Origin of the sequence: Rhodovulum iodosum (assembly GCF_041020385.1) — a bacterium.
GTDB lineage: Bacteria > Pseudomonadota > Alphaproteobacteria > Rhodobacterales > Rhodobacteraceae > Rhodovulum > Rhodovulum iodosum.
On sequence record NZ_JBEHHI010000003.1, the window covers coordinates 284,677 to 302,514 of the forward strand.

The 17,838-nt window shown below is 66.8% G+C and carries 16 protein-coding genes; 8 read left to right on the forward strand and 8 right to left on the reverse strand.

All coding sequences use genetic code 11. The features are described 5' to 3' along the window. Positions 1–7: 7 nt before the first annotated feature. Positions 8–1,381 carry an FAD-binding oxidoreductase gene (locus Ga0609869_RS15405; protein WP_125403300.1) on the forward strand — a complete coding sequence of 458 codons (1,374 nt, stop codon included), beginning with the start codon at positions 8–10 and terminating at the stop codon, positions 1,379–1,381. Between the two features lie 164 nt (positions 1,382–1,545). Here Ga0609869_RS15405 and Ga0609869_RS15410 read toward each other — a convergent pair whose 3' ends face one another. From Ga0609869_RS15410 to argE, 3 genes are read right to left on the reverse strand one after another with little or no spacing between them, the layout of a single operon-like run. Beyond that, positions 1,546–2,286 (reverse strand): glutamine amidotransferase, encoded by a 741-nt coding sequence (locus Ga0609869_RS15410; protein WP_125403301.1) that lies wholly within the window; start codon positions 2,284–2,286, stop codon positions 1,546–1,548. A 47-nt stretch (positions 2,287–2,333) separates the two neighbouring features. Next, entirely contained in the window at positions 2,334–3,500 is a 1,167-nt protein-coding gene (locus tag Ga0609869_RS15415) for a M20 aminoacylase family protein (RefSeq protein WP_125403302.1), read from the reverse strand. A 6-nt stretch (positions 3,501–3,506) separates the two neighbouring features. Next, positions 3,507–4,673: an acetylornithine deacetylase gene (argE, locus tag Ga0609869_RS15420; RefSeq protein ID WP_125403303.1), complete on the reverse strand. Its 1,167-nt coding sequence runs from the start codon at positions 4,671–4,673 to the stop codon at positions 3,507–3,509. A 234-nt stretch (positions 4,674–4,907) separates the two neighbouring features. On the opposite strand from argE, the gene Ga0609869_RS15425 reads away from it, so the two are divergent. From Ga0609869_RS15425 to Ga0609869_RS15450, 6 genes are all read left to right on the forward strand, one after another. Further along, positions 4,908–5,912, forward strand: coding sequence for an ABC transporter ATP-binding protein (locus tag Ga0609869_RS15425; protein WP_125403304.1), 1,005 nt, complete (start codon positions 4,908–4,910; stop codon positions 5,910–5,912). Next, positions 5,905–6,966, forward strand: coding sequence for an ABC transporter ATP-binding protein (locus tag Ga0609869_RS15430; RefSeq protein WP_125403305.1), 1,062 nt, complete (start codon positions 5,905–5,907; stop codon positions 6,964–6,966). The genes Ga0609869_RS15425 and Ga0609869_RS15430 overlap by 8 nt, the downstream gene beginning before the upstream one ends. Continuing rightward, positions 6,963–8,660, forward strand: a complete 1,698-nt coding sequence (locus Ga0609869_RS15435; RefSeq protein ID WP_125403306.1) for a peptide ABC transporter substrate-binding protein — start codon at positions 6,963–6,965, stop codon at positions 8,658–8,660. Before Ga0609869_RS15430 ends, Ga0609869_RS15435 begins: the two co-directional genes overlap by 4 nt. A gap of 61 nt (positions 8,661–8,721) precedes the next feature. Next, on the forward strand, positions 8,722–9,732 hold the full coding sequence (locus Ga0609869_RS15440; RefSeq protein ID WP_125403307.1) for an ABC transporter permease: 1,011 nt from the start codon (positions 8,722–8,724) through the stop codon (positions 9,730–9,732). Beyond that, on the forward strand, positions 9,725–10,642 hold the full coding sequence (locus Ga0609869_RS15445) for an ABC transporter permease (RefSeq protein ID WP_245972088.1): 918 nt from the start codon (positions 9,725–9,727) through the stop codon (positions 10,640–10,642). The genes Ga0609869_RS15440 and Ga0609869_RS15445 overlap by 8 nt, the downstream gene beginning before the upstream one ends. Before the next feature lie 254 nt (positions 10,643–10,896). Beyond that, the gene (locus Ga0609869_RS15450) at positions 10,897–11,973 is read left to right on the forward strand and encodes a YeeE/YedE thiosulfate transporter family protein (RefSeq protein WP_125403309.1); all 1,077 of its coding nucleotides are present in this window, start codon (positions 10,897–10,899) and stop codon (positions 11,971–11,973) included. On the opposite strand, the gene Ga0609869_RS15455 is transcribed toward Ga0609869_RS15450, so the two are convergent. From Ga0609869_RS15455 to Ga0609869_RS15470, 4 genes are all read right to left on the reverse strand, one after another. After that, positions 11,906–13,192, reverse strand: coding sequence for a DUF3422 family protein (locus Ga0609869_RS15455; RefSeq protein ID WP_125403310.1), 1,287 nt, complete (start codon positions 13,190–13,192; stop codon positions 11,906–11,908). The genes Ga0609869_RS15450 and Ga0609869_RS15455 overlap by 68 nt on opposite strands. Positions 13,193–13,275: 83 nt before the next feature. Then, entirely contained in the window at positions 13,276–13,662 is a 387-nt protein-coding gene (locus Ga0609869_RS15460) for a RidA family protein (protein ID WP_125403311.1), read from the reverse strand. Between the two features lie 7 nt (positions 13,663–13,669). Continuing rightward, positions 13,670–14,932, reverse strand: coding sequence for an ATP-dependent Clp protease ATP-binding subunit ClpX (clpX, locus tag Ga0609869_RS15465; RefSeq protein ID WP_125403312.1), 1,263 nt, complete (start codon positions 14,930–14,932; stop codon positions 13,670–13,672). 157 nt (positions 14,933–15,089) lie between these two features. Continuing rightward, positions 15,090–15,722, reverse strand: a complete 633-nt coding sequence (locus Ga0609869_RS15470) for an ATP-dependent Clp protease proteolytic subunit (RefSeq protein ID WP_125403313.1) — start codon at positions 15,720–15,722, stop codon at positions 15,090–15,092. Positions 15,723–15,889: 167 nt separating this feature from the next. On the opposite strand from Ga0609869_RS15470, the gene Ga0609869_RS15475 reads away from it, so the two are divergent. Further along, on the forward strand, positions 15,890–17,125 hold the full coding sequence (locus Ga0609869_RS15475; RefSeq protein WP_125403314.1) for an FAD-binding domain-containing protein: 1,236 nt from the start codon (positions 15,890–15,892) through the stop codon (positions 17,123–17,125). An 11-nt stretch (positions 17,126–17,136) separates the two neighbouring features. On the opposite strand, the gene Ga0609869_RS15480 is transcribed toward Ga0609869_RS15475, so the two are convergent. Beyond that, entirely contained in the window at positions 17,137–17,622 is a 486-nt protein-coding gene (locus tag Ga0609869_RS15480) for a MarR family winged helix-turn-helix transcriptional regulator (RefSeq protein WP_125403315.1), read from the reverse strand. Between the last annotated feature and the right edge of the window lie 216 nt (positions 17,623–17,838).

Genomic DNA, 17,838 nt, shown 5'->3' on the forward strand with positions numbered 1-17,838 from the left:
GCACGAGATGAGTATCGACAAGGCCATAGGCGCGCTCGGGCAGGTGCTGGGCGGGCGGCTGACCACCAGCGCGGCCGAACGCGACAGCCACGCCGCGAACGAGACCCATTTTCCACCCGCGCCGCCCGACGCGGTCGCCTATCCAGAAACCGCTGCCGAGGTCTCGGCCATCCTGGGGATTTGCAGCGCCCATGGCTGCCCGGTGACGGCGCGCGGGGCGGGCAGCGCGCTGGAGGGGCACCACCTGCCGATCCGGGGCGGGATCAGCCTGGACATGTCGCGGATGGATCGGCTGTTGCAGGTAAATGCCGAAGACATGGACGCCGTTGTCCAGCCCGGCCTGACGCGAGAGGCGCTGAACCAGGAACTGCGCGCGACGGGCCTGTTCTTCCCGGTCGATCCCGGCGCCAATGCCACGCTGGGCGGCATGGCCGCGACGCGGGCGAGCGGCACCACCGCCGTGCGCTACGGCACGATGCGCGACAACGTTCTGGCGCTCGAGGCCGTGCTGGCCGACGGGCGCATCATCCGCACCGGCAGCCGGGCGCGCAAATCCTCGGCGGGCTATGACCTCACCCGGCTGCTGATCGGCTCGGAGGGCACGCTTGCAGTCATCACCGAACTCACCCTGCGCCTGCACGGCCAGCCCGAGGCGGTGTCGGCCGCCACCTGCCGCTTTCCCGACGCCGAGGCGGCGGTAGGCACGGTGATCGCCACCATCCAGATGGGCCTGCCCATGGCGCGGATCGAATTGGTGGACGAGGTGATGGTCAAGGGGTTCAACCTGTTCCACGGCTCGGCCCTGCCCGAGGCGCCGCATCTTTTCGTCGAATTCCACGGCTCGCCCGCGGGCGTGGCCGAACAGGCCGAAAGCTTCGGCACGCTGGCGCGCGAATACGGCGCCGAGGGCTTCGCCTGGGCCGACCGGCCCGAAGACCGCACCGCGCTCTGGGCGATGCGGCACAAGGCCCATTACGCCACCGGCGCGCTTGAGCCCGGCAAGCGAACGCTGGCCACCGATGTCTGCGTGCCGATTTCGGCCCTTGCCGAGGCGCTGCGCACCGCCCAGGCCGACAGCCGCGACCTTGGGCTGACCGCGCCCATCGTGGGGCATGTGGGCGACGGCAATTTCCATTGCGGCGTGCGGGTCGACCCCGCCGATACGGCCGAGATGGACCGCGCGGCCGAATTCACCGCGCGGCTCGCGCGGACCGCGCTGGCGCTCGGTGGCACGGTGACAGGCGAACACGGGGTGGGCCTGGGCAAGATCAAGTTCATGGAGGCCGAACACGGCCCGGCCCTGTGGGCGATGCGTGCCCTGAAAGACGCGCTGGACCCCGGCAACATCCTCAATCCCGGCAAGATGCTGCCACCGGCCTAGGCAGCGGCGCCTCAGGTTCCCGAATTAATCCCGCGCCGCGTAGCTGCCCGACATTGGCAACGCCCCTCCAGCCGGGGCATGAGATTTCACTTCCAAAAAAAAACCGCGGGCCTGCCAAGCCCGGCCTCACCCGCGCCGATGACTGTTGCGCCCGTGGCGCCCGGTCAATCCCGCGCGTAGCGTGCCACGAAGTTGCGCAGGATGCGCTCGGGCCAGGTCACGTCTGCCGCGCGGCACATCGCGATCAGGGCATCCGCCGTGTCGGGCGGGAAATAACCGCGGTGGCGGTAGATGCGGATGCGCGTCTCGAACCCGGCGCTGTCGGCCTCGGGATGGAACTGGGTGGCATAGACGTTCGCCCCGTGGCGGATCATCTGGTAGGGGCAGGCGCGCGAGGCGACCAGGTGCGCGCAGCCCGCGGGCACCTCCTGCGCGGCCTCCTTGTGCCCGACGAAAGCGGTAAAGCGCTCGGGAAATCCGTCGAGCAGCGGGTCGGCGCGGCCCGCCTCGGTCAACGTGCAGTCCGAGGTGCCCACCGGCTCGCCATAGCGGCGCTTCGAGACCTCGGCGCCCAGGTGATGCGTCAGCACGCCGATGCCGTAGCAGCACCCCAGAAACGGAAAGTCGCGCCCGGTGATGGCCGGCATCAGCCCCAGCGCGGCGGTCTCGATCTGCGCTTCCACCGCGCTTTTCGCCTCGGGCGGGTCCGACACGCAGCCCGGGCCGCCGCCGACGATAACGCCGGAATAGGCGTCGAGGTCGAGCTCGGCCGGGATCGGCGCCTGGTCCAGCCGTATGCGGTGGGCGTCGCCCTCGTCGAGCCCGCCCTTTCGCAGGATCGCGGCGAACTCGTCGTCCGAAGCCTCGGTCTCGGGGCGAAGCTGGAGGATCAGAAACGGCTTCATCGCGCCCTCATGCCCCGGCCCCGCGGCCCCGTCAATGCGGCGCCGGATCAGGCCGCCGGCATCCGGGTCTCGACCATCTCGGCGAACCACGAACAGCCGAAGGGAATCGCCTCGTCGTCGAAATTGTATTCCGGGTGGTGCACCGACGCGGTGTCGCCGTTGCCCACGAAGATATAGGCGCCGGGGCGTTCGTTCAGCATGAAGCTGAAATCCTCGCCGCCCATCAGCGGCGGGGTGTCGGGGTTGACCTGCCCCGAGATCTTTTCGGCCACCTGAATGGCAAACTCGGTCTGGTCGTCGGCGTTTTCGGTCACCGGGTAGCCGCGGTGATAGATGACATCCGCCCTCGCGCCGAAGGCCACCGCGGTGTTCTCTACCACCGCCTTCAGCCGCGTCTCGGCAAAGCTGCGCACATCGTCCTCCAGCGTGCGCACCGTGCCGCGCAGCAGCACGGTCTGGGGGATGACGTTATGCGCCTCGCTCTCGGTGCGGAAGGTGCAGACCGAGACGACTACCTGTTTCAGCGGGTCCACGTTGCGCGAGGCGATCGACTGCAGCGCGACCACGATATGGCTGGCCACCAGCGTGGTGTCGATGCATTCATGGGGCTTGGCCGCGTGGCCGCCCTTGCCGGTGACGGTGATCTCGAACTCGTCGGCGGCGGCCATGATCGGCCCGGGCCGGATCGCGAAACTGCCCACTGGCAGGCCGGGGCTGTTGTGCATGCCGTAGACCTCGTCGATGCCGAAACGGTCCATCATGCCGTCCTCGCACATCGCGCGGCCGCCCGCGCCACCCTCTTCGGCGGGCTGGAAGATCACCACCGCCGTGCCGTCGAAATTACGGGTCTCGGCCAGGTATTTGGCCGCGCCCAGCAGCATCGCGGTATGCCCGTCATGGCCGCAGGCATGCATCTTGCCGTGGTTTTTCGAGGCATAATCCAGCCCGGTCGCCTCGATGATCGGCAGTGCGTCCATGTCGGCGCGCAGACCGATCGCCCGGCCCTTGCTGTCGGACTTGCCCCTGATGACACCGACCACGCCGGAACGTCCGATGCCCTCGACCACCTCGTCGCAGCCGAACGCCCGCAGCCGGTCGGCCACCAGCGCCGAGGTGCGCGGCAGGTCGTACAGCAGCTCGGGATGTTCGTGCATGTCCCGCCGCCAGGCGGCGATTTCGTCCTGCAGCTCGGCAAAGCGGTTCTTGACGGGCATCGGCTGTCACTCCTTGAGATGGTCCAGCAGGCGGGCCATGAAGGCCTCGCCGGCGCGGAACTGGTCGAGCGTGATATATTCATCGGGCTGGTGCGCCTGGGCGATATCGCCTGGGCCGCAGATCACGGTGGAATAGCCGCCGCCCTGGAACTGCCCGGCCTCGGTGGCGTAGGCGACCGCGTGCGTGGCGTTGTCGCCGGTCAGCCGCCGTGTCAGCGCCTCGGCCGCGCCCTCCTGTTCGGGCAACAGCGGCGGGACGAAAAAGATATCTTCGACCTCGATGCGCGCCTCGGGGCGAACGGCCTGCATCGCGGCCTCGATGCGGCGGACCTCGTCGAGATAGGTGTCGCGCCAGTCCTCCATCGGCTCGCTCGGCACGCAGCGGATATCGAGTGGAAAGCTGCAGTCGGCGGCGGTGATGTTATGCGCGGTGCCGCCGGCGATCTGGCCCACATGGAGCGTGGTCCAGGGCGGGTCGAACAGCGCGTCCGCGCCGCTCGCGGTCTTGGCGCGGTTGGCCTCGTTCTGGTCGTTGATCCACATCACCAACCGCGCGGCCTCCATCACCGCCGACACGCCCGTGTGCAGGATCGATGAATGCACCTCGACCCCCTTCAGGCGGGTGCGAAAGCCGATATTGCCCTTCTGCCCGGTGACCACCTGCATCATCGAAGGCTCGCCCACGATGGCGATCTCGGCCATTGGAAAGCCCGCCTCGCGCATATGGGCGATCATCGGCGGCGCGCCGACGCAGCCGATTTCCTCGTCGCGGGACAGCGCCAGTTGCAGCGGGCGCGCCACGCCCAGCGCCTGCGCGCGCACGAGCGCCCAGATCGCCAGCGCATCGAACCCTTTCATGTCGCAGGTGCCCCGGCCATAGAGCCGCCCGTCGCGCTCGGTCACCTCGAACGGGTCAGAGGCCCAATTCTGACCGTCGACCGGCACCACGTCGCTATGGCCCGACAACAGCACGCCGCCGGGCGCTTTCGGTCCCACGTGGGCGTAAAGGCTGGCCTTGTCGCCGGCATCGTTGGGCACACGCGTCACTGCGATGCCATGCTCGGCCAGGTACCCCTCGACCCAATCGACCAGCGCGAGGTTGCTATCGCGGCTGACCGTGGGGAAAGACACAAGCTTTTCAACAAGATGACGCGGCGTCAGCTCAGCGCCCATCGGAGATATCCCGTTCTAGCATGGGCTGAAGGTGATGCGGCGGGCAGCAGAGGTCAAGCCGCAATGCCCAAGCTATCAACGCCGCGCCGACCGGTCCGGCCGAGCTGAGGCGATGCGCGCAGGAAAAGGTTGCCGGGTGGGTTTTTCGTGATAACAATTTTTTTAATCCCTGCGGGCCGGACGGCTTTGACGCAGGTAAAAAAGGCCGAAAGAATTCTGCTTCAGGGAGTTTCCATGCCCGATGGGGCGGCGCCCGTCCTCGATGTGAGGGACCTGCAGACCGTCTTCCGCACCCGCACGGGCGAGGTGCATGCGGTCAATTCCGTCAGTTTTCATCTCCAACCGGGCGAGCTTTTGGGCGTCGTTGGCGAGAGCGGCTCGGGCAAGTCGGTGACGATGATGTCGCTGATCGGGCTGTTGCCCTCGCCGCCGGCCGAGGTGCGCGCAGGCCGCGTGGAATTCGGCGGACGCGACCTGTTGAAGGTGCGCGAGAAAGAGTTGCGCGCACTGCGCGGGGCGCGCATCGGCTTTGTCTTCCAGGACCCGATGACCAGCCTCAACCCGGTCTTTACCGTGGGCTACCAGCTACGCGAGCCGTTACGAAAGCACATGGGCATGGACAAGTCCGCCGCCCACAAACGCGCAGTCGAGTTGATGGACCTGGTGGGCATCCCCGACGCCGACCGGCGGCTGGAGGATTACCCGCACCAGTTTTCCGGCGGCATGCGCCAGCGGGTGATGATCGCGATCGCACTGGCCTGCGATCCGGAGGTGCTGATCGCGGATGAGCCCACGACGGCGCTGGATGTCACCATCCAGGCGCAAATCCTCGAACTGATGAAGGAGTTGCGACAGCGCCTCGGCATGGCGGTGATCTGGATCACGCACGATCTGGGGGTGATCGCGGGCATCGCCGACCGGGTGATCGTGATGTATGGCGGCCAGGTGGTGGAACAGGCCCCGGTGAAGGAGCTCTTCGCCAATCCGCAGCACCCCTATACCCGCGCGCTGTTGCAGACCGTGCCGCACCTGGAAGGCGCGCGCGCACCCCGGCTGAAGGTGATCGAGGGCCAGCCGCCCGTGCTGTCGGCGCCGCCGCGCGCCTGCCCCTTCCGTGCCCGCTGCAGCCATGCCTTCGACCGTTGCGCACGGGAAAACCCGGCCCGCGTGCCCGTTGGCCCAGGTCACGACGCCGCCTGTTTCTGGGATGCCGAGCGAGAGGCCCCGCGCGATGTTTGATGCCCCCCGCCGCAAGCTGGTCGAGGTCAACGGCCTTAAGATGTATTTCCCGATCCATGGCGGCATCCTGCGCCGCCGGTTGGGCGAGGTGCGCGCCGTCGACGATGTTAGCTTTGACATCTACGAGGGCGAGACGCTGGGGCTGGTTGGCGAATCCGGCTGCGGAAAATCGACCTGCGGCCGGGCGGTGCTCAGGCTTTACGACATCACCGAGGGTTCGATCCGCATCGACGGCGAAGAGATAGGCGATGCCGGGTACAAGCTCTTGCGCGCCAGGCGGCCCAAGATGCAGATGGTGTTCCAGGACCCGCAGGCCAGCCTCAACCCGCGCATGACCGTCGCCCGCATCATCGGCGAGCCGCTGGACGAGCACACGGCCCTGTCGAAACCCGAAAAGCTGGACCGCATCTACGAGTTGATGGACGCGGTGGGGCTGAACCGCAACTTTGCCAACCGCTACCCGCACGAGTTTTCCGGCGGCCAGCGCCAGCGGATCGGCATCGCCCGCGCGCTGGCGCTGAACCCCAAATTCATCGTCTGCGACGAGCCCATCGCCGCGCTCGACGTCTCGATCCAGGCGCAGGTGGTCAACCTGCTGGAGGATCTGCAGTCGAAATTCGGCCTGACCTACCTGTTCATCAGCCACGATCTGTCGATGGTGCGCCATATCGCGACGCGCGTGGCGGTGATGTACCTGGGCAAGGTGGTGGAGCTTGCGCCGCGCGACGCGCTTTATGGCGCGCCGATGCATCCCTACACCCAGGCGCTCTTGTCGGCCGTGCCCGAGCCCGACCCCAATATCGAGACCCGCCGCGAGCACATCATCCTCAAGGGCGACGTTCCCTCGCCCGCCAACCCGCCCAAGGGCTGCAATTTCAGCACCCGCTGCCCGCAGGTGATGGATATCTGCCGCCAGATCGACCCCGAATTCCGCGAGGTGGTCCCGGGCCACTATGCCGCCTGCCACCTGCACGACATTCAACAAACCCGGACCGCCGGCGAACCGGCGGCGCAAGAGGTAAGTCCGAGCGACCAACAAGGAGAGGTAACATGAAACTGAGACACGCGCTTCTGGGCGCCGCCGCGACGCTGGCCTTCGCGCCCGCCGCGATGGCCGAGCGGGGCAGCGACGGCCAGGTGAACATCATCTACTGGCAGGCGCCCTCGACGATGAATCCCTATCTCTCGGGCGGCACCAAGGACCTGGAGGCGGCGAGCCTCGTGCTAGAGCCGCTTGCCCGCTACGACCAGGACGGCAACATGGTGCCGTGGCTGGCCGAAACGATCCCGACCGTCGAAAACGGCGGGGTGACCGAAGACCTGACCTCGATCACCTGGAAACTGAAGCCGGGGCTGAAATGGGCCGATGGCTCGCCAGTCACCTCGGCCGACGTGAAATTTTCGTGGGAATACTGCACCGCCGAGGGCGGCGGCTGCGCCCAGTCGGAGAAATACAACGACGTCGTTGATGTCGAGACGCCCGACGAGCTGACCGTCATCGTCAGGTTCGGCGTGGCCAAGCCGTTCCCCTACGGCCCCTTCGTGGGTGCGCAGGCGCCGGTCATCCAGGCCGCGCAATTCGCCGAGTGCCTGGGCGCCAAGGCGCCCGAATGCACCGACGCCAACTTCAAACCGCAGGGCACCGGCCCCTTCACCGTGGTCGATTTCCGGCCCAATGACGTGATCCAGCTGGAGGCCAACCCCAACTACCGCGACCCCGAAAAGCCCGCTTTCGCCTCTGTCCTGTTCAAGGGCGGCGGCGACGCGACGGCGGCCGGCCGTTCGGTGCTGGAAACCAGCGAGTTCGACTATGCGTGGAACCTGCAACTGGCGCCCGATGTTCTGGCCAACATGGTGTCGGCCGGCAATGGCAAGATCGTGTCGGGCTTCGGCACGCTGGTCGAGCGGATCCTGATCAACATGACCGATCCCTCGCCCGAACTGGGCGACCGCCGCTCGACCGTCGATACACCGCACCCCTTCCTGACCGACATGGCGGTGCGCCAGGCGCTGTCGATGGCCATCGACCGCGAGCTTCTGGTGGAAATCGGGTATGGCGACGCCGGCCGGCCCACGTGCAACGTGCTGCCCGCGCCGGAAATCTACAAGTCCACCGCCAACGACGGCTGCCTGGTGCAGGATATCGAGCGCGCCAAGGCACTGCTGGACGAGGCCGGCTGGGTGCCCGGCCCCGACGGCGTGCGCGCCAAGGACGGCGTCCGGCTGAGCCTGCTCTACCAGACCTCGACCAACGCCGTGCGCCAGGACTTTCAGGCCCTGATCAAGCAGTGGTGGGAGGAAATCGGGGTCGAGACCGAGCTGCGCAACATCGACGCCAGCGTGTTCTTCGGCGGCGATCCGGGCAGCCCGGACACGTTCCAGAAGTTCTACGCCGACGTGGAAATGTACGCCAACAACTTCGACGGAACCGACCCGGAATCCTACATGGCCAACTGGCTGTGCAAGGAAATCCCCAGCCCCGAGACCCAGTGGCAGGGCAACAACATCAACCGCTACTGCTCTGAGGCCTATGACGCGCTGGTGGCCGAGATGGCCGTGACCGGCGCTCTGGAAGAGCGTGCCGAGCTGGCCAAGGCGATGAACGACATGCTGATGCAGGAATACGTGATCCTGCCTCTGGTCGACCGCGGCCGCGTGTCGGCGCATTCCAACACGCTGGGCGGTGTCGTGCTGAACACCTGGGACAGCGAGCTTTGGAACGTGGCCGACTGGTACCGCATCGAGTGAACCTTCGGGGCGCCCCGACCGGGGCGCCCCGCCCCAGACTTCTGACCCGAGGCGCCGCAAGATGCTCACTTACACGATCCGCCGTCTGCTGATCGCGATACCGACGCTTTTGTTCATCAGTCTGATCATCTTTCTGGTGGTCACGCTGGCCCCCAGCGACCCCACCGCCAACCTGCCGCTGTCCATCCCGTCCGAGGTGCGCGCGCAGATCCGCGAATCGCTGGGGCTGAACGAGCCGTTGTTGGTGCGTTACCTGCTGTGGCTCCGGCAATTTTTCGTCTACGAACCGCTCCACATACTGGACCAGGCGTTTGGCTGGTCGCTGGCCACCGACGACATGCAGCGCATCCTCAGCTGGCAAACGCGCAGCCCCGTGGCCGATTTGATCGTGCAGCGCATGCCGCAGACATTGTGGGTGGTGGGCACGTCCTACATCATCGGCGTGCTGATCGCGCTGCCCATCGGCATCGTCTCGGCCTACCGGCAATATAGCTGGTTCGACCAGGTGGGCACCTTCGTGTCGATGGCGGGCTTTTCGGTTCCGACCTTCTTTACCGGGGTGCTGCTGATCGTGATCTTCTCGGTCCAGCTCGGCTGGTTCCCCTCGATCTACGACACCACGCACGAGGTGACCGACCTCGCCAGTTTCTGGGTTCAGGTCAAGCAGATGATCATGCCGGTGGCGGTGCTGGCGCTCTACAACGCCGCGCAGATCAGCCGCTTCATGCGCGCCTCGATGCTGGACAACCTCAACCAGGACTACGTGCGCACCGCGCGGGCCAAGGGGCTGAGCGAACAGGTTGTCGTGCTGGTCCACGTCCTAAGGAACTCGATGATCCCGGTGGTCACCGTCATAGCACTGGGGGTGCCCACGGTTTTCGGCGGCGCGATCATCACCGAGCAGGTGTTCAAGGTGAACGGTATCGGGCAGCTCCTGATCATCGCCATCCAGGGCGGCGACGTGCCCACGGTGCAGACGCTGACCTTCATCTTCGCGGTCCTGATCGTGCTTTTCAACCTGGTCGCCGATGTCCTCTACGGCCTGCTCGACCCGAGGATCCGCTATGACTGACATGCCCGTGGAAGAGACCGAGATCATCCGCCCGCCGCGCAACCAGTGGCTGGACGTCTGGGACCAGTTCAAGACCCACAAGGGCGCGCTGATGGGGGCCGCGTTTTTCGTCTTCATCCTGCTGGCGGTGACCATCGGCCCGCTGATCTGGACGATCGACCCGACCTATATCGACATCCGCGCCCGCAATCAGGGCCCGAGCCTCGGCCACCCCTTCGGCACCGACCAACTGGGCCGCGACACGCTGGCCCGGATGCTTTCCGGCGGGCAGGTCTCGGTGGCCGTGGGCGTGGCGGCGATGGCACTGTCGCTGGTCGTGGGCACGTTCATCGGCGTGCTCGCGGGCTATTTCAGGCGGCTGGACGGCATTCTGATGCGGCTGACCGACCTCTTTCTCGCGCTGCCGCTGCTGCCGCTGCTGTTGGTCATCATCATGCTGTTCCGCGATGCCTTGCGGTCGGCCTTCGGCCCCGAGGGCGGCATCTTCATCCTGATCGTGGGGGTGATCGGGATCACCTCGTGGATGCAGACCGCGCGGATCGTGCGCGGCGACGTTCTGGCACTGAAAGAGCGCGAATTCGTCCTGGCGGCGCGGTCCATCGGCACGCCTTCGCATCGGATGATCACCCGGCACGTGTTACCCAACGTGCTGTCGCCGATCATGGTCTCGGCCACGCTGGGGATCGCCAACGCGATTATTACCGAAAGCGCGCTGTCGTTCCTCGGCCTCGGCTTTCCATCGGACTTTCCCACCTGGGGGCGGCTTTTGTTCGACTCCACCGATTACCTGCAGCAATACCCCGAGCGCGTGATCTGGCCGGGCCTCGCGATCTCGCTGACGGTGCTGAGCGTCAATTACATGGGCGACGGGTTGCGCGATGCGCTCGACCCGCGAATCCGGGGGCGCTGAAGCGCGCGGGCCAAGCGCGTGCGCGACCCGGGATGGCGGCCCGCGGCCCGACCGGGAATAAGAACGATCACCTCCGTTCCGCGCCGGGTGCAGAACGCCGGTGCCGCAGGCGCGGCGCTGTCGAAACCGGTGTTTTCACCACGCATAACCGCCCCGAACATCGGTCTCACCGGCCGCCGCCGCCTGCCCGGCGCCGGGCTTGATCGCCGCCCCGGTCTGGCGCAACAGGGCGCTATATCCAAGGAGACGCGCCCATGTTCGAAAGTTTCGGCTTCGAGAACTTAACCGCCCCGCAGGCGGCCCCCTGGCTGGGGCTCATGATCGGTCTCGCCTTCGGGCTTTTGGCCGAGCTGACCGGGCTGTGCTTTCGCCGCGCCGTCACTGGCCGCGCAGAGACGCGCCGCCCGGCCCTGGGGCTGTGGATGGCCGCGCTCGGCACCGCCGTGCTGGGCACCCAGGGCGCGGCCATTGCCGGGCTGGTCGATTTTGGCGGGCACCGCTTTCTTGCCAGCGACCTGCCGGTTCTGGCGATCCTGGCCGGTGGCGCGATGTTCGGCGCGGGCATGGTGCTGGCGCGCGGATGCCTCTCGCGGCTGACCGTGCTGACCGGCAGCGGCAATCTGCGGGCGGCGCTCGTCCTGCTCGTCGCCGCGCTGGTGGCCCATGCCACCCTGAAGGGCGTCCTGGCGCCCCTGCGCGTCGCGCTGTCTGATGTCACCCTGCCCCTCGGGGGCAGCCTTGCCGCCCTGCCGGGCGGGGCGCTGACATGGGCGGCCCTGATCGCGGCCGGCGCTTTCGCGCTGGCCTGCTGCTCGGGCGCGGGTCGGGGCCGGCTGGCGCTGGCGGCGCTTTTGGGTCTTTTGGTGCCCGCCGCCTGGCTCGGCACGGGCTTTCTTCTCTATGACGATTTCGACCCGATCCCGCTGGCCGGCCTGGCCTTCACCGGGCCCGCGGCCGAAACCCTCTTCTGGTCGGCGGCCTCGACCGCCATCGCGCCGGGGTTCGGCGTGGGGCTGATCGGCGGGGTGGTCGCGGGCGCGGCGGCCTCGGCGCTGGCCGCCGGCCGGTTCCGCTGGCAGAGCTTCGAAGGCCCGGGCCAGACCGGTCGCTACCTGGCGGGCGCCGTGCTGATGGGCACGGGCGGGGTACTGGCCGGCGGCTGCACCGTGGGCGCGGGGCTGGCGGGCATCCCGACGCTGGGCGTCTCGACCATCCTGGCCGTTCTGGCCATCGCCGGCGGCGCGCTGGCCACCGAGACCGCCCTCAATGGTCGATCTCGCGTCGGATACGCCGGATCATCAGCCAGACAAGAAGCACCACAAAGGGGGTGATCGCCGCGGTCAGGATGCCCTTGCTCAGCCCCAATGGGTCGGCCAGCGGGTAGACCACGTAGGACGCCAGGCTGACCGCGTAATAGCTGATCGCAACCACCGACAAGCCCTCGACGGTGCGTTGCAGGCGCAGCTGCATGTCGGCCCGCTTGTCCATGCTGGCCAGCAGCTTCTGGTTCTGCGCCGAGCGTTCCACGTCGACCTGCGTGCGCAGCAGGTTCGCCGCGCGGGCCCCGCGGTCGGTCATCGCGTGCAGCCGCAATTCGGTCGATTTAACGGTGCGCATCGCCGGGTCGTAGCGGCGCATCATGAATTCGCGGAAGGTCTGGCGATGCTCAAATCGCACCTCGCGCAGCACCTCGATTCGCTGGTGCACGATCGCCTCGTAGGCCGAGGTCGCGGAAAACCGGAAGGCAGACTGTGCCGACAGGTTTTCCAGCTCGGCCGAGATGGCCAGCAGGCCCTTCAGCGTCTCTTCGGGCTGGCGCCCGCCGGTCGTCATCTCGCCCACGAGGTCGGTCAGCTCGGGGTCGAGTTCGGCGATGCGCGCCGACAGCTGCTGCGCGCGCGGCAGGCCCAGCATCGACATCGCCTTGTAGGTCTCGATCTCGCTGACCCGCTGCACGATCCGGCCGACGCGCCTTTCGCCCGCGCCGGGGCGCACGAAAAGCGCGAACCGCATGTGCCCGGCGCTGTCGATCCGGAAATCGGTGGCCATCACCGCGCAATCGTCGAGAATCGACGAACAGGCCAGGCTGTCGGGGGCGAACCAGTCGGCAAGGCGCCGGTTGATATCCTCCTTGGCTTCTTTCAGCTGCTCGACCCGGATCAGGGCCGAGGTCAGCCGGGACCCCGGCGCCTTGGCGAGCCAGTCTTCGGGAAACACCTCGAACGCCGCCGAGTCGAAGGGGCGCTCGCCCACGCCGGGAATAAAGATCGTGTAGGTCACGAACTCGGCATGGGATTCCCACTTGATCTTGTGCCGACCCATCGGGCCGAAGAAATGGGTCGCGCCGGGCTTGGGGTGCTGGGCGCCAAACCTGTCGAGCAAATCCAGCAGGTGCGCGCGATCGATGTTGCGGTCGCGGTTGACCGCGTCGCGCGGCGGCTTGATCGCCAGATAGGCCGCGTGGCAGGGCGGCGCGATCGCCGGGAAAGGCCGCGCGTGCAATTCGTTCGTCAGGATGTAGCGCAGCGGGTGGTCTTCGATGGGGCTCATGTGGGGCGCGGCCTTTTCGGGGGTCTTGTTCCTGTCCTAGCGCATGCGCGGCATTTGTAAACGCGGCAGCATGGCGGGGCGGGTCAGGCCGCGCCGGGCAGCCGCGCGGTGACCTCGATCTCGATTTTCATCTCGGGTTCCTGCAACGCGGCGACCAGCATCGTGGACGCGGGCCGGGCGCGGGCGAAGGCGCGCGAGACCACCGGCCAGCAAGGCGGCCAGTCGTCTCGGTCGGGCAGGATAAATCGCACGCGCACCACGTCGTCGAGCCCGGCACCGGCCTCTTTCAAGGCGCCCTCGATGGTGGACAGCGCGTTGGCGCATTGCACGGCCGCATCGGCGGGCATTTTCATGGTGGAATAGTCGTAGCCCGTGGTGCCCGCGACGAACACCCAGCCGTCACAAACGACGGCCCGGGAATAGCCGATCTTCTCCTCGAAGGGCGAGCCGGTCGAGATCAGGCGGCGCATGGCGACCTCAGCCCGCCGTCGCGCCTTCCTTTTTCTGATCGGCATAGATCATCAGCGGCGCGGCGTCGGCACTCACCGATTCCTCGTTCACCACGACCTCTTCGACGCTTTCCATGCCCGGCAGGTCGAACATCGTATCCAGCAGGATGTCTTCCATGATCGACCGCAGGCCGCGGGCGCCCGTCTTGCGGGCGATGGCGCGCTTGGAAATCGCCAAAAGCGCGTCGTCGGTAAAGGTCAGCTTGGTGTCCTCAAGCTCGAACAGGCGCTGGTACTGCTTGACCAGCGCGTTCTTCGGCTCCGTCAGGATCTGCACCAGCGCGCCCTCGTCGAGGTCCTGCAGCGTGGCGATCACCGGCAGACGGCCGACGAATTCGGGAATCAGGCCGAATTTCAGCAGGTCCTCGGGCTCAAGCTCCTTGAACATCTCGCCCACGCCGCGGGTGTCGTTCTCTTTCACATCGGCGCCAAAGCCGATGGCAGACCCCTTGCCGCGCTGGGCAATGATCTTTTCCAGACCCGCGAAGGCGCCGCCGCAGATGAACAGGATGTTCGTGGTGTCCACCTGCAGGAATTCCTGCTGCGGATGCTTGCGCCCGCCCTGGGGCGGCACGCTGGCCACGGTGCCTTCCATGATTTTCAACAGCGCCTGCTGCACCCCCTCGCCCGACACGTCGCGGGTAATCGAGGGATTGTCCGACTTGCGGGTGATCTTGTCGACCTCGTCGATATAGACGATGCCGCGCTGGGCGCGTTCGACATTGTATTCGCTGGCCTGAAGCAGCTTCAGGATGATGTTCTCGACATCCTCGCCCACGTAGCCGGCCTCGGTCAGCGTGGTCGCGTCGGCCATGGTAAAGGGCACGTCGAGGATGCGCGCCAGCGTCTGCGCCAAAAGGGTCTTGCCGCAGCCCGTCGGGCCGATCAGCAGGATGTTGGACTTGGCCAGTTCGATATCCGTCTTGCCCGCGTGGTTCAGCCGCTTGTAGTGGTTGTGCACGGCGACCGAGAGCACGCGCTTGGCATGGGCCTGACCGATCACGTAATCGTCCAGCACGTCGCAGATCTCTTTCGGGCTGGGCACCCCGTCGCCAGATTTCAATCCCGAGGATTTGGTCTCCTCGCGGATGATGTCCATGCACAGTTCTACGCATTCGTCGCAGATGAACACGGTGGGCCCGGCGATCAGCTTGCGCACCTCGTGCTGGCTTTTGCCGCAGAACGAGCAGTAAAGCGTGTTCTTTGAGTCGCTGCCTGAGTTGTTCGCCATCTCGATCCTCTAGGGCTTGTCGTTCGGACACCGGGCTGGGCCGGGCGCAGCGCGCATACTGAGCGCCACCCTTCCGGCCAGCCTAGGGCAGGTGTTTTCCGGGCACAACGCCAAATTCCGGTTTCGGCACCGGGCGCTGTCAGGTGTTGCCGCGCGTTCAGCTTTCGCCTTCGGCAGCGGCGCCGCGGGTTTCGACGATCTCGTCGATCAGGCCCCATTTCTTGGCGGTCTCGGGGTCCATGAAATTGTCGCGCTCCAGCGCGTCTACAACGGTCTCGATGTCCTGCCCGGTATGCTTGACGTAGATCTGGTTCAGCCGGTCCTTCAGCTTTTGCGTCTCCTGGGCGTGGATCATGATGTCGGTCGCCTGGCCCTGGTAGCCGCCCGAGGGCTGGTGCACCATGATGCGCGAATTGGGTAGCGAAAAGCGCGTGCCGGGCGCGCCCGCGGCCAGCAGAAGCGACCCCATCGAGGCCGCCTGCCCCACCACCAGCGTCGAGACCTTGGGCTTGATGTATTGCATCGTGTCGTAGATCGACAGACCGCTGGTCACCACGCCGCCGGGGCTGTTGATGTACATCGAGATGTCTTTCGTCGGGTTTTCCGCCTCGAGGTGCAAAAGCTGGGCGACGATCAGGCTGGACATGCCGTCATGCACCGGCCCGGTGATGAAGATGATCCGCTCTTTCAACAGGCGCGAGAAGATGTCGTAGGCCCGCTCGCCGCGCGAGGTCTGCTCGACCACCATCGGCACGAGGTTGTTCATGAAATGCTCGTAAGGGTCGTTCATGTGCGCCTGCCTTCAGATATGTGGGGGGCGGCCTGCCCCCTTGGGTTCGAAAGAGTCTTAGTTGTGCGTCCGGGGCGCTGCAAGGGCGGCCCGGCGGTTTCCTTGCTCGCTTGACCCGAGCGGGCCGCGCCATAGCTTGCCGCGCACCCTTGCGCCGGAGCCCGCCGATGCCGCCCGCCTTTGCGCCCACCCGCGCCGCCGCGCTCGACCGGCTCAAGGCGTTCGTGCCGAAAGCGGGCCGCGCCTATGCCGCGCGGCGGAACTACGACCTCGGGCCCGAGGGGCACGCCGATGTCTCGACGCTGTCGCCCTGGCTGCGCCATCGGGCCGTCACCGAAGAGGAGGTGCTGCGCGCCGTGCTGGCCCGCCACAGCGCGCAGGCGTCCGGGAAATTCGTGCAGGAGGTGTTTTGGCGGACCTACTGGAAAGGCTGGCTGGAGATGCGGCCCGCGGTTTGGGCCGACTACCGCCGCGGCCTGCGCCACGCGGTGAACCGGGTGCAGACAGAGGCCGGGCTGCGCCGGGCTTGGGAAGACGCCTGTACCGGCGCAACGGGCATCGCGGCCTTCGACCATTGGGCGCGTGAACTGACCGAGACCGGGTATCTGCACAATCACGCGCGCATGTGGGCGGCCTCGATCTGGATTTTCACCCTGCGCCTGCCCTGGGAATTGGGAGCCGATTTCTTCCTGCGCCACCTGCTCGATGGCGACCCGGCCTCGAACACGCTGTCCTGGCGTTGGGTGGCCGGGCTGCAAACGCACGGCAAGCATTACCTCGCCCGACCCGACAATATCGCGCGCTACACCGAAGGCCGGTTCCGTCCGGGGGCCGAACTGGCGACCGGCGCCGCACCGCTCGACGGGCCGCCGCACCCGCCCCGGCAGGCCGCACCGGTCCCCGCACCGCTGCCCGCCGAAACCCCCATCGGGCTTTTGCTGACCGAAGAGGATCTTTCGCCCGGCTGGCTGCTGGCCGAGGGGCTGACGCCGCGCGCCAGCGCCGTTCTGCTATCGCCCGCAGGGCGGTCGCCGCTGGCGGTGGCCTCGGCGGTCGAGGGCTTTACCAAGGCGCTGGCCGAGGATGCGGTCGCACGCCACGCCGGCCGGCTGGGCGCCCTCGGCCCGGTGACCGACGACCCGGCAGAGATCGCCCGCTGGGCGCGGCAGGAAAAGCTGGCGGGCCTCGTCACCCCTTACGCCCCCGTCGGCCCCGTCGCCGCCGCGCTGGACCGGCTGGAACAGGACGGCATCGCGCTGCACCGTGCGCTGCGCGCTTTCGATGCGCGCGCCTGGCCCCACGCCACGCACGGCTTTTTCCGCTTCAAGGACAGGATACCCGATCTCGTCGATGCGCTTGGGCTGGCCGACCGGCCGTCCCAGCCCGAGCCCCGGCTGATCTGAGCGCCCGGCCCTCAACCCGAGGGCGGGCTTTTCTTGATGTCGCCCAAATCCAGCACCGGCGAGGCGTCGAGATTGCCGGCGTTCAGCAATCCGGCCACTCGCTCCAGCGCGGCGACGATCATCGCCTGTTCCCAGTCGGGCAATTTGTCGAACGCCTCGACATAGCGGTCGTGCAGCGGATCGGGCGCGCGTTCGATCGCCTCGCGCCCCGCGTCCGAGATCAGGATGTTCATCTGCCGCCGATCGGTCTGCGACCGGTGCCGCTCGACCAGCCCCTTGGCCACCAGCCGGTCGATCAGCGTGGTCATCGTCGCCTGCGAAACGCCCATGCGCGAGGCGATGGCCTTGGGCGTGCTGATTCCCGTTTCGGCCACGATCTGAAGCACGCGAATCTGTACCGCGGTCAGCCCCGCGGCCTTGGCCAGTTCACGGCCGTAAAGCTCGGTCGCGCGCAGGATGCGCCGCAACGCGATCAAGCTGATATCCGAGCGTTTCACCTCATCACCTCGTCCCGTTGCCGGAGATTGCTCTCCCCATTCCCTAAATCCTTCGGTTGCGCAAGAACTTACAGTTAGCGAGTCGAATATAACCCGAACGAAATTCAGGTAAAAAGTTAATGACGTCAGCGCAGCGCTGCCCGAATATGTTCATATTTTCATCAGATGACCATTTTTTTCGCCCAAGAACTTAGCCTCTTGAAACTTATGAAGGCT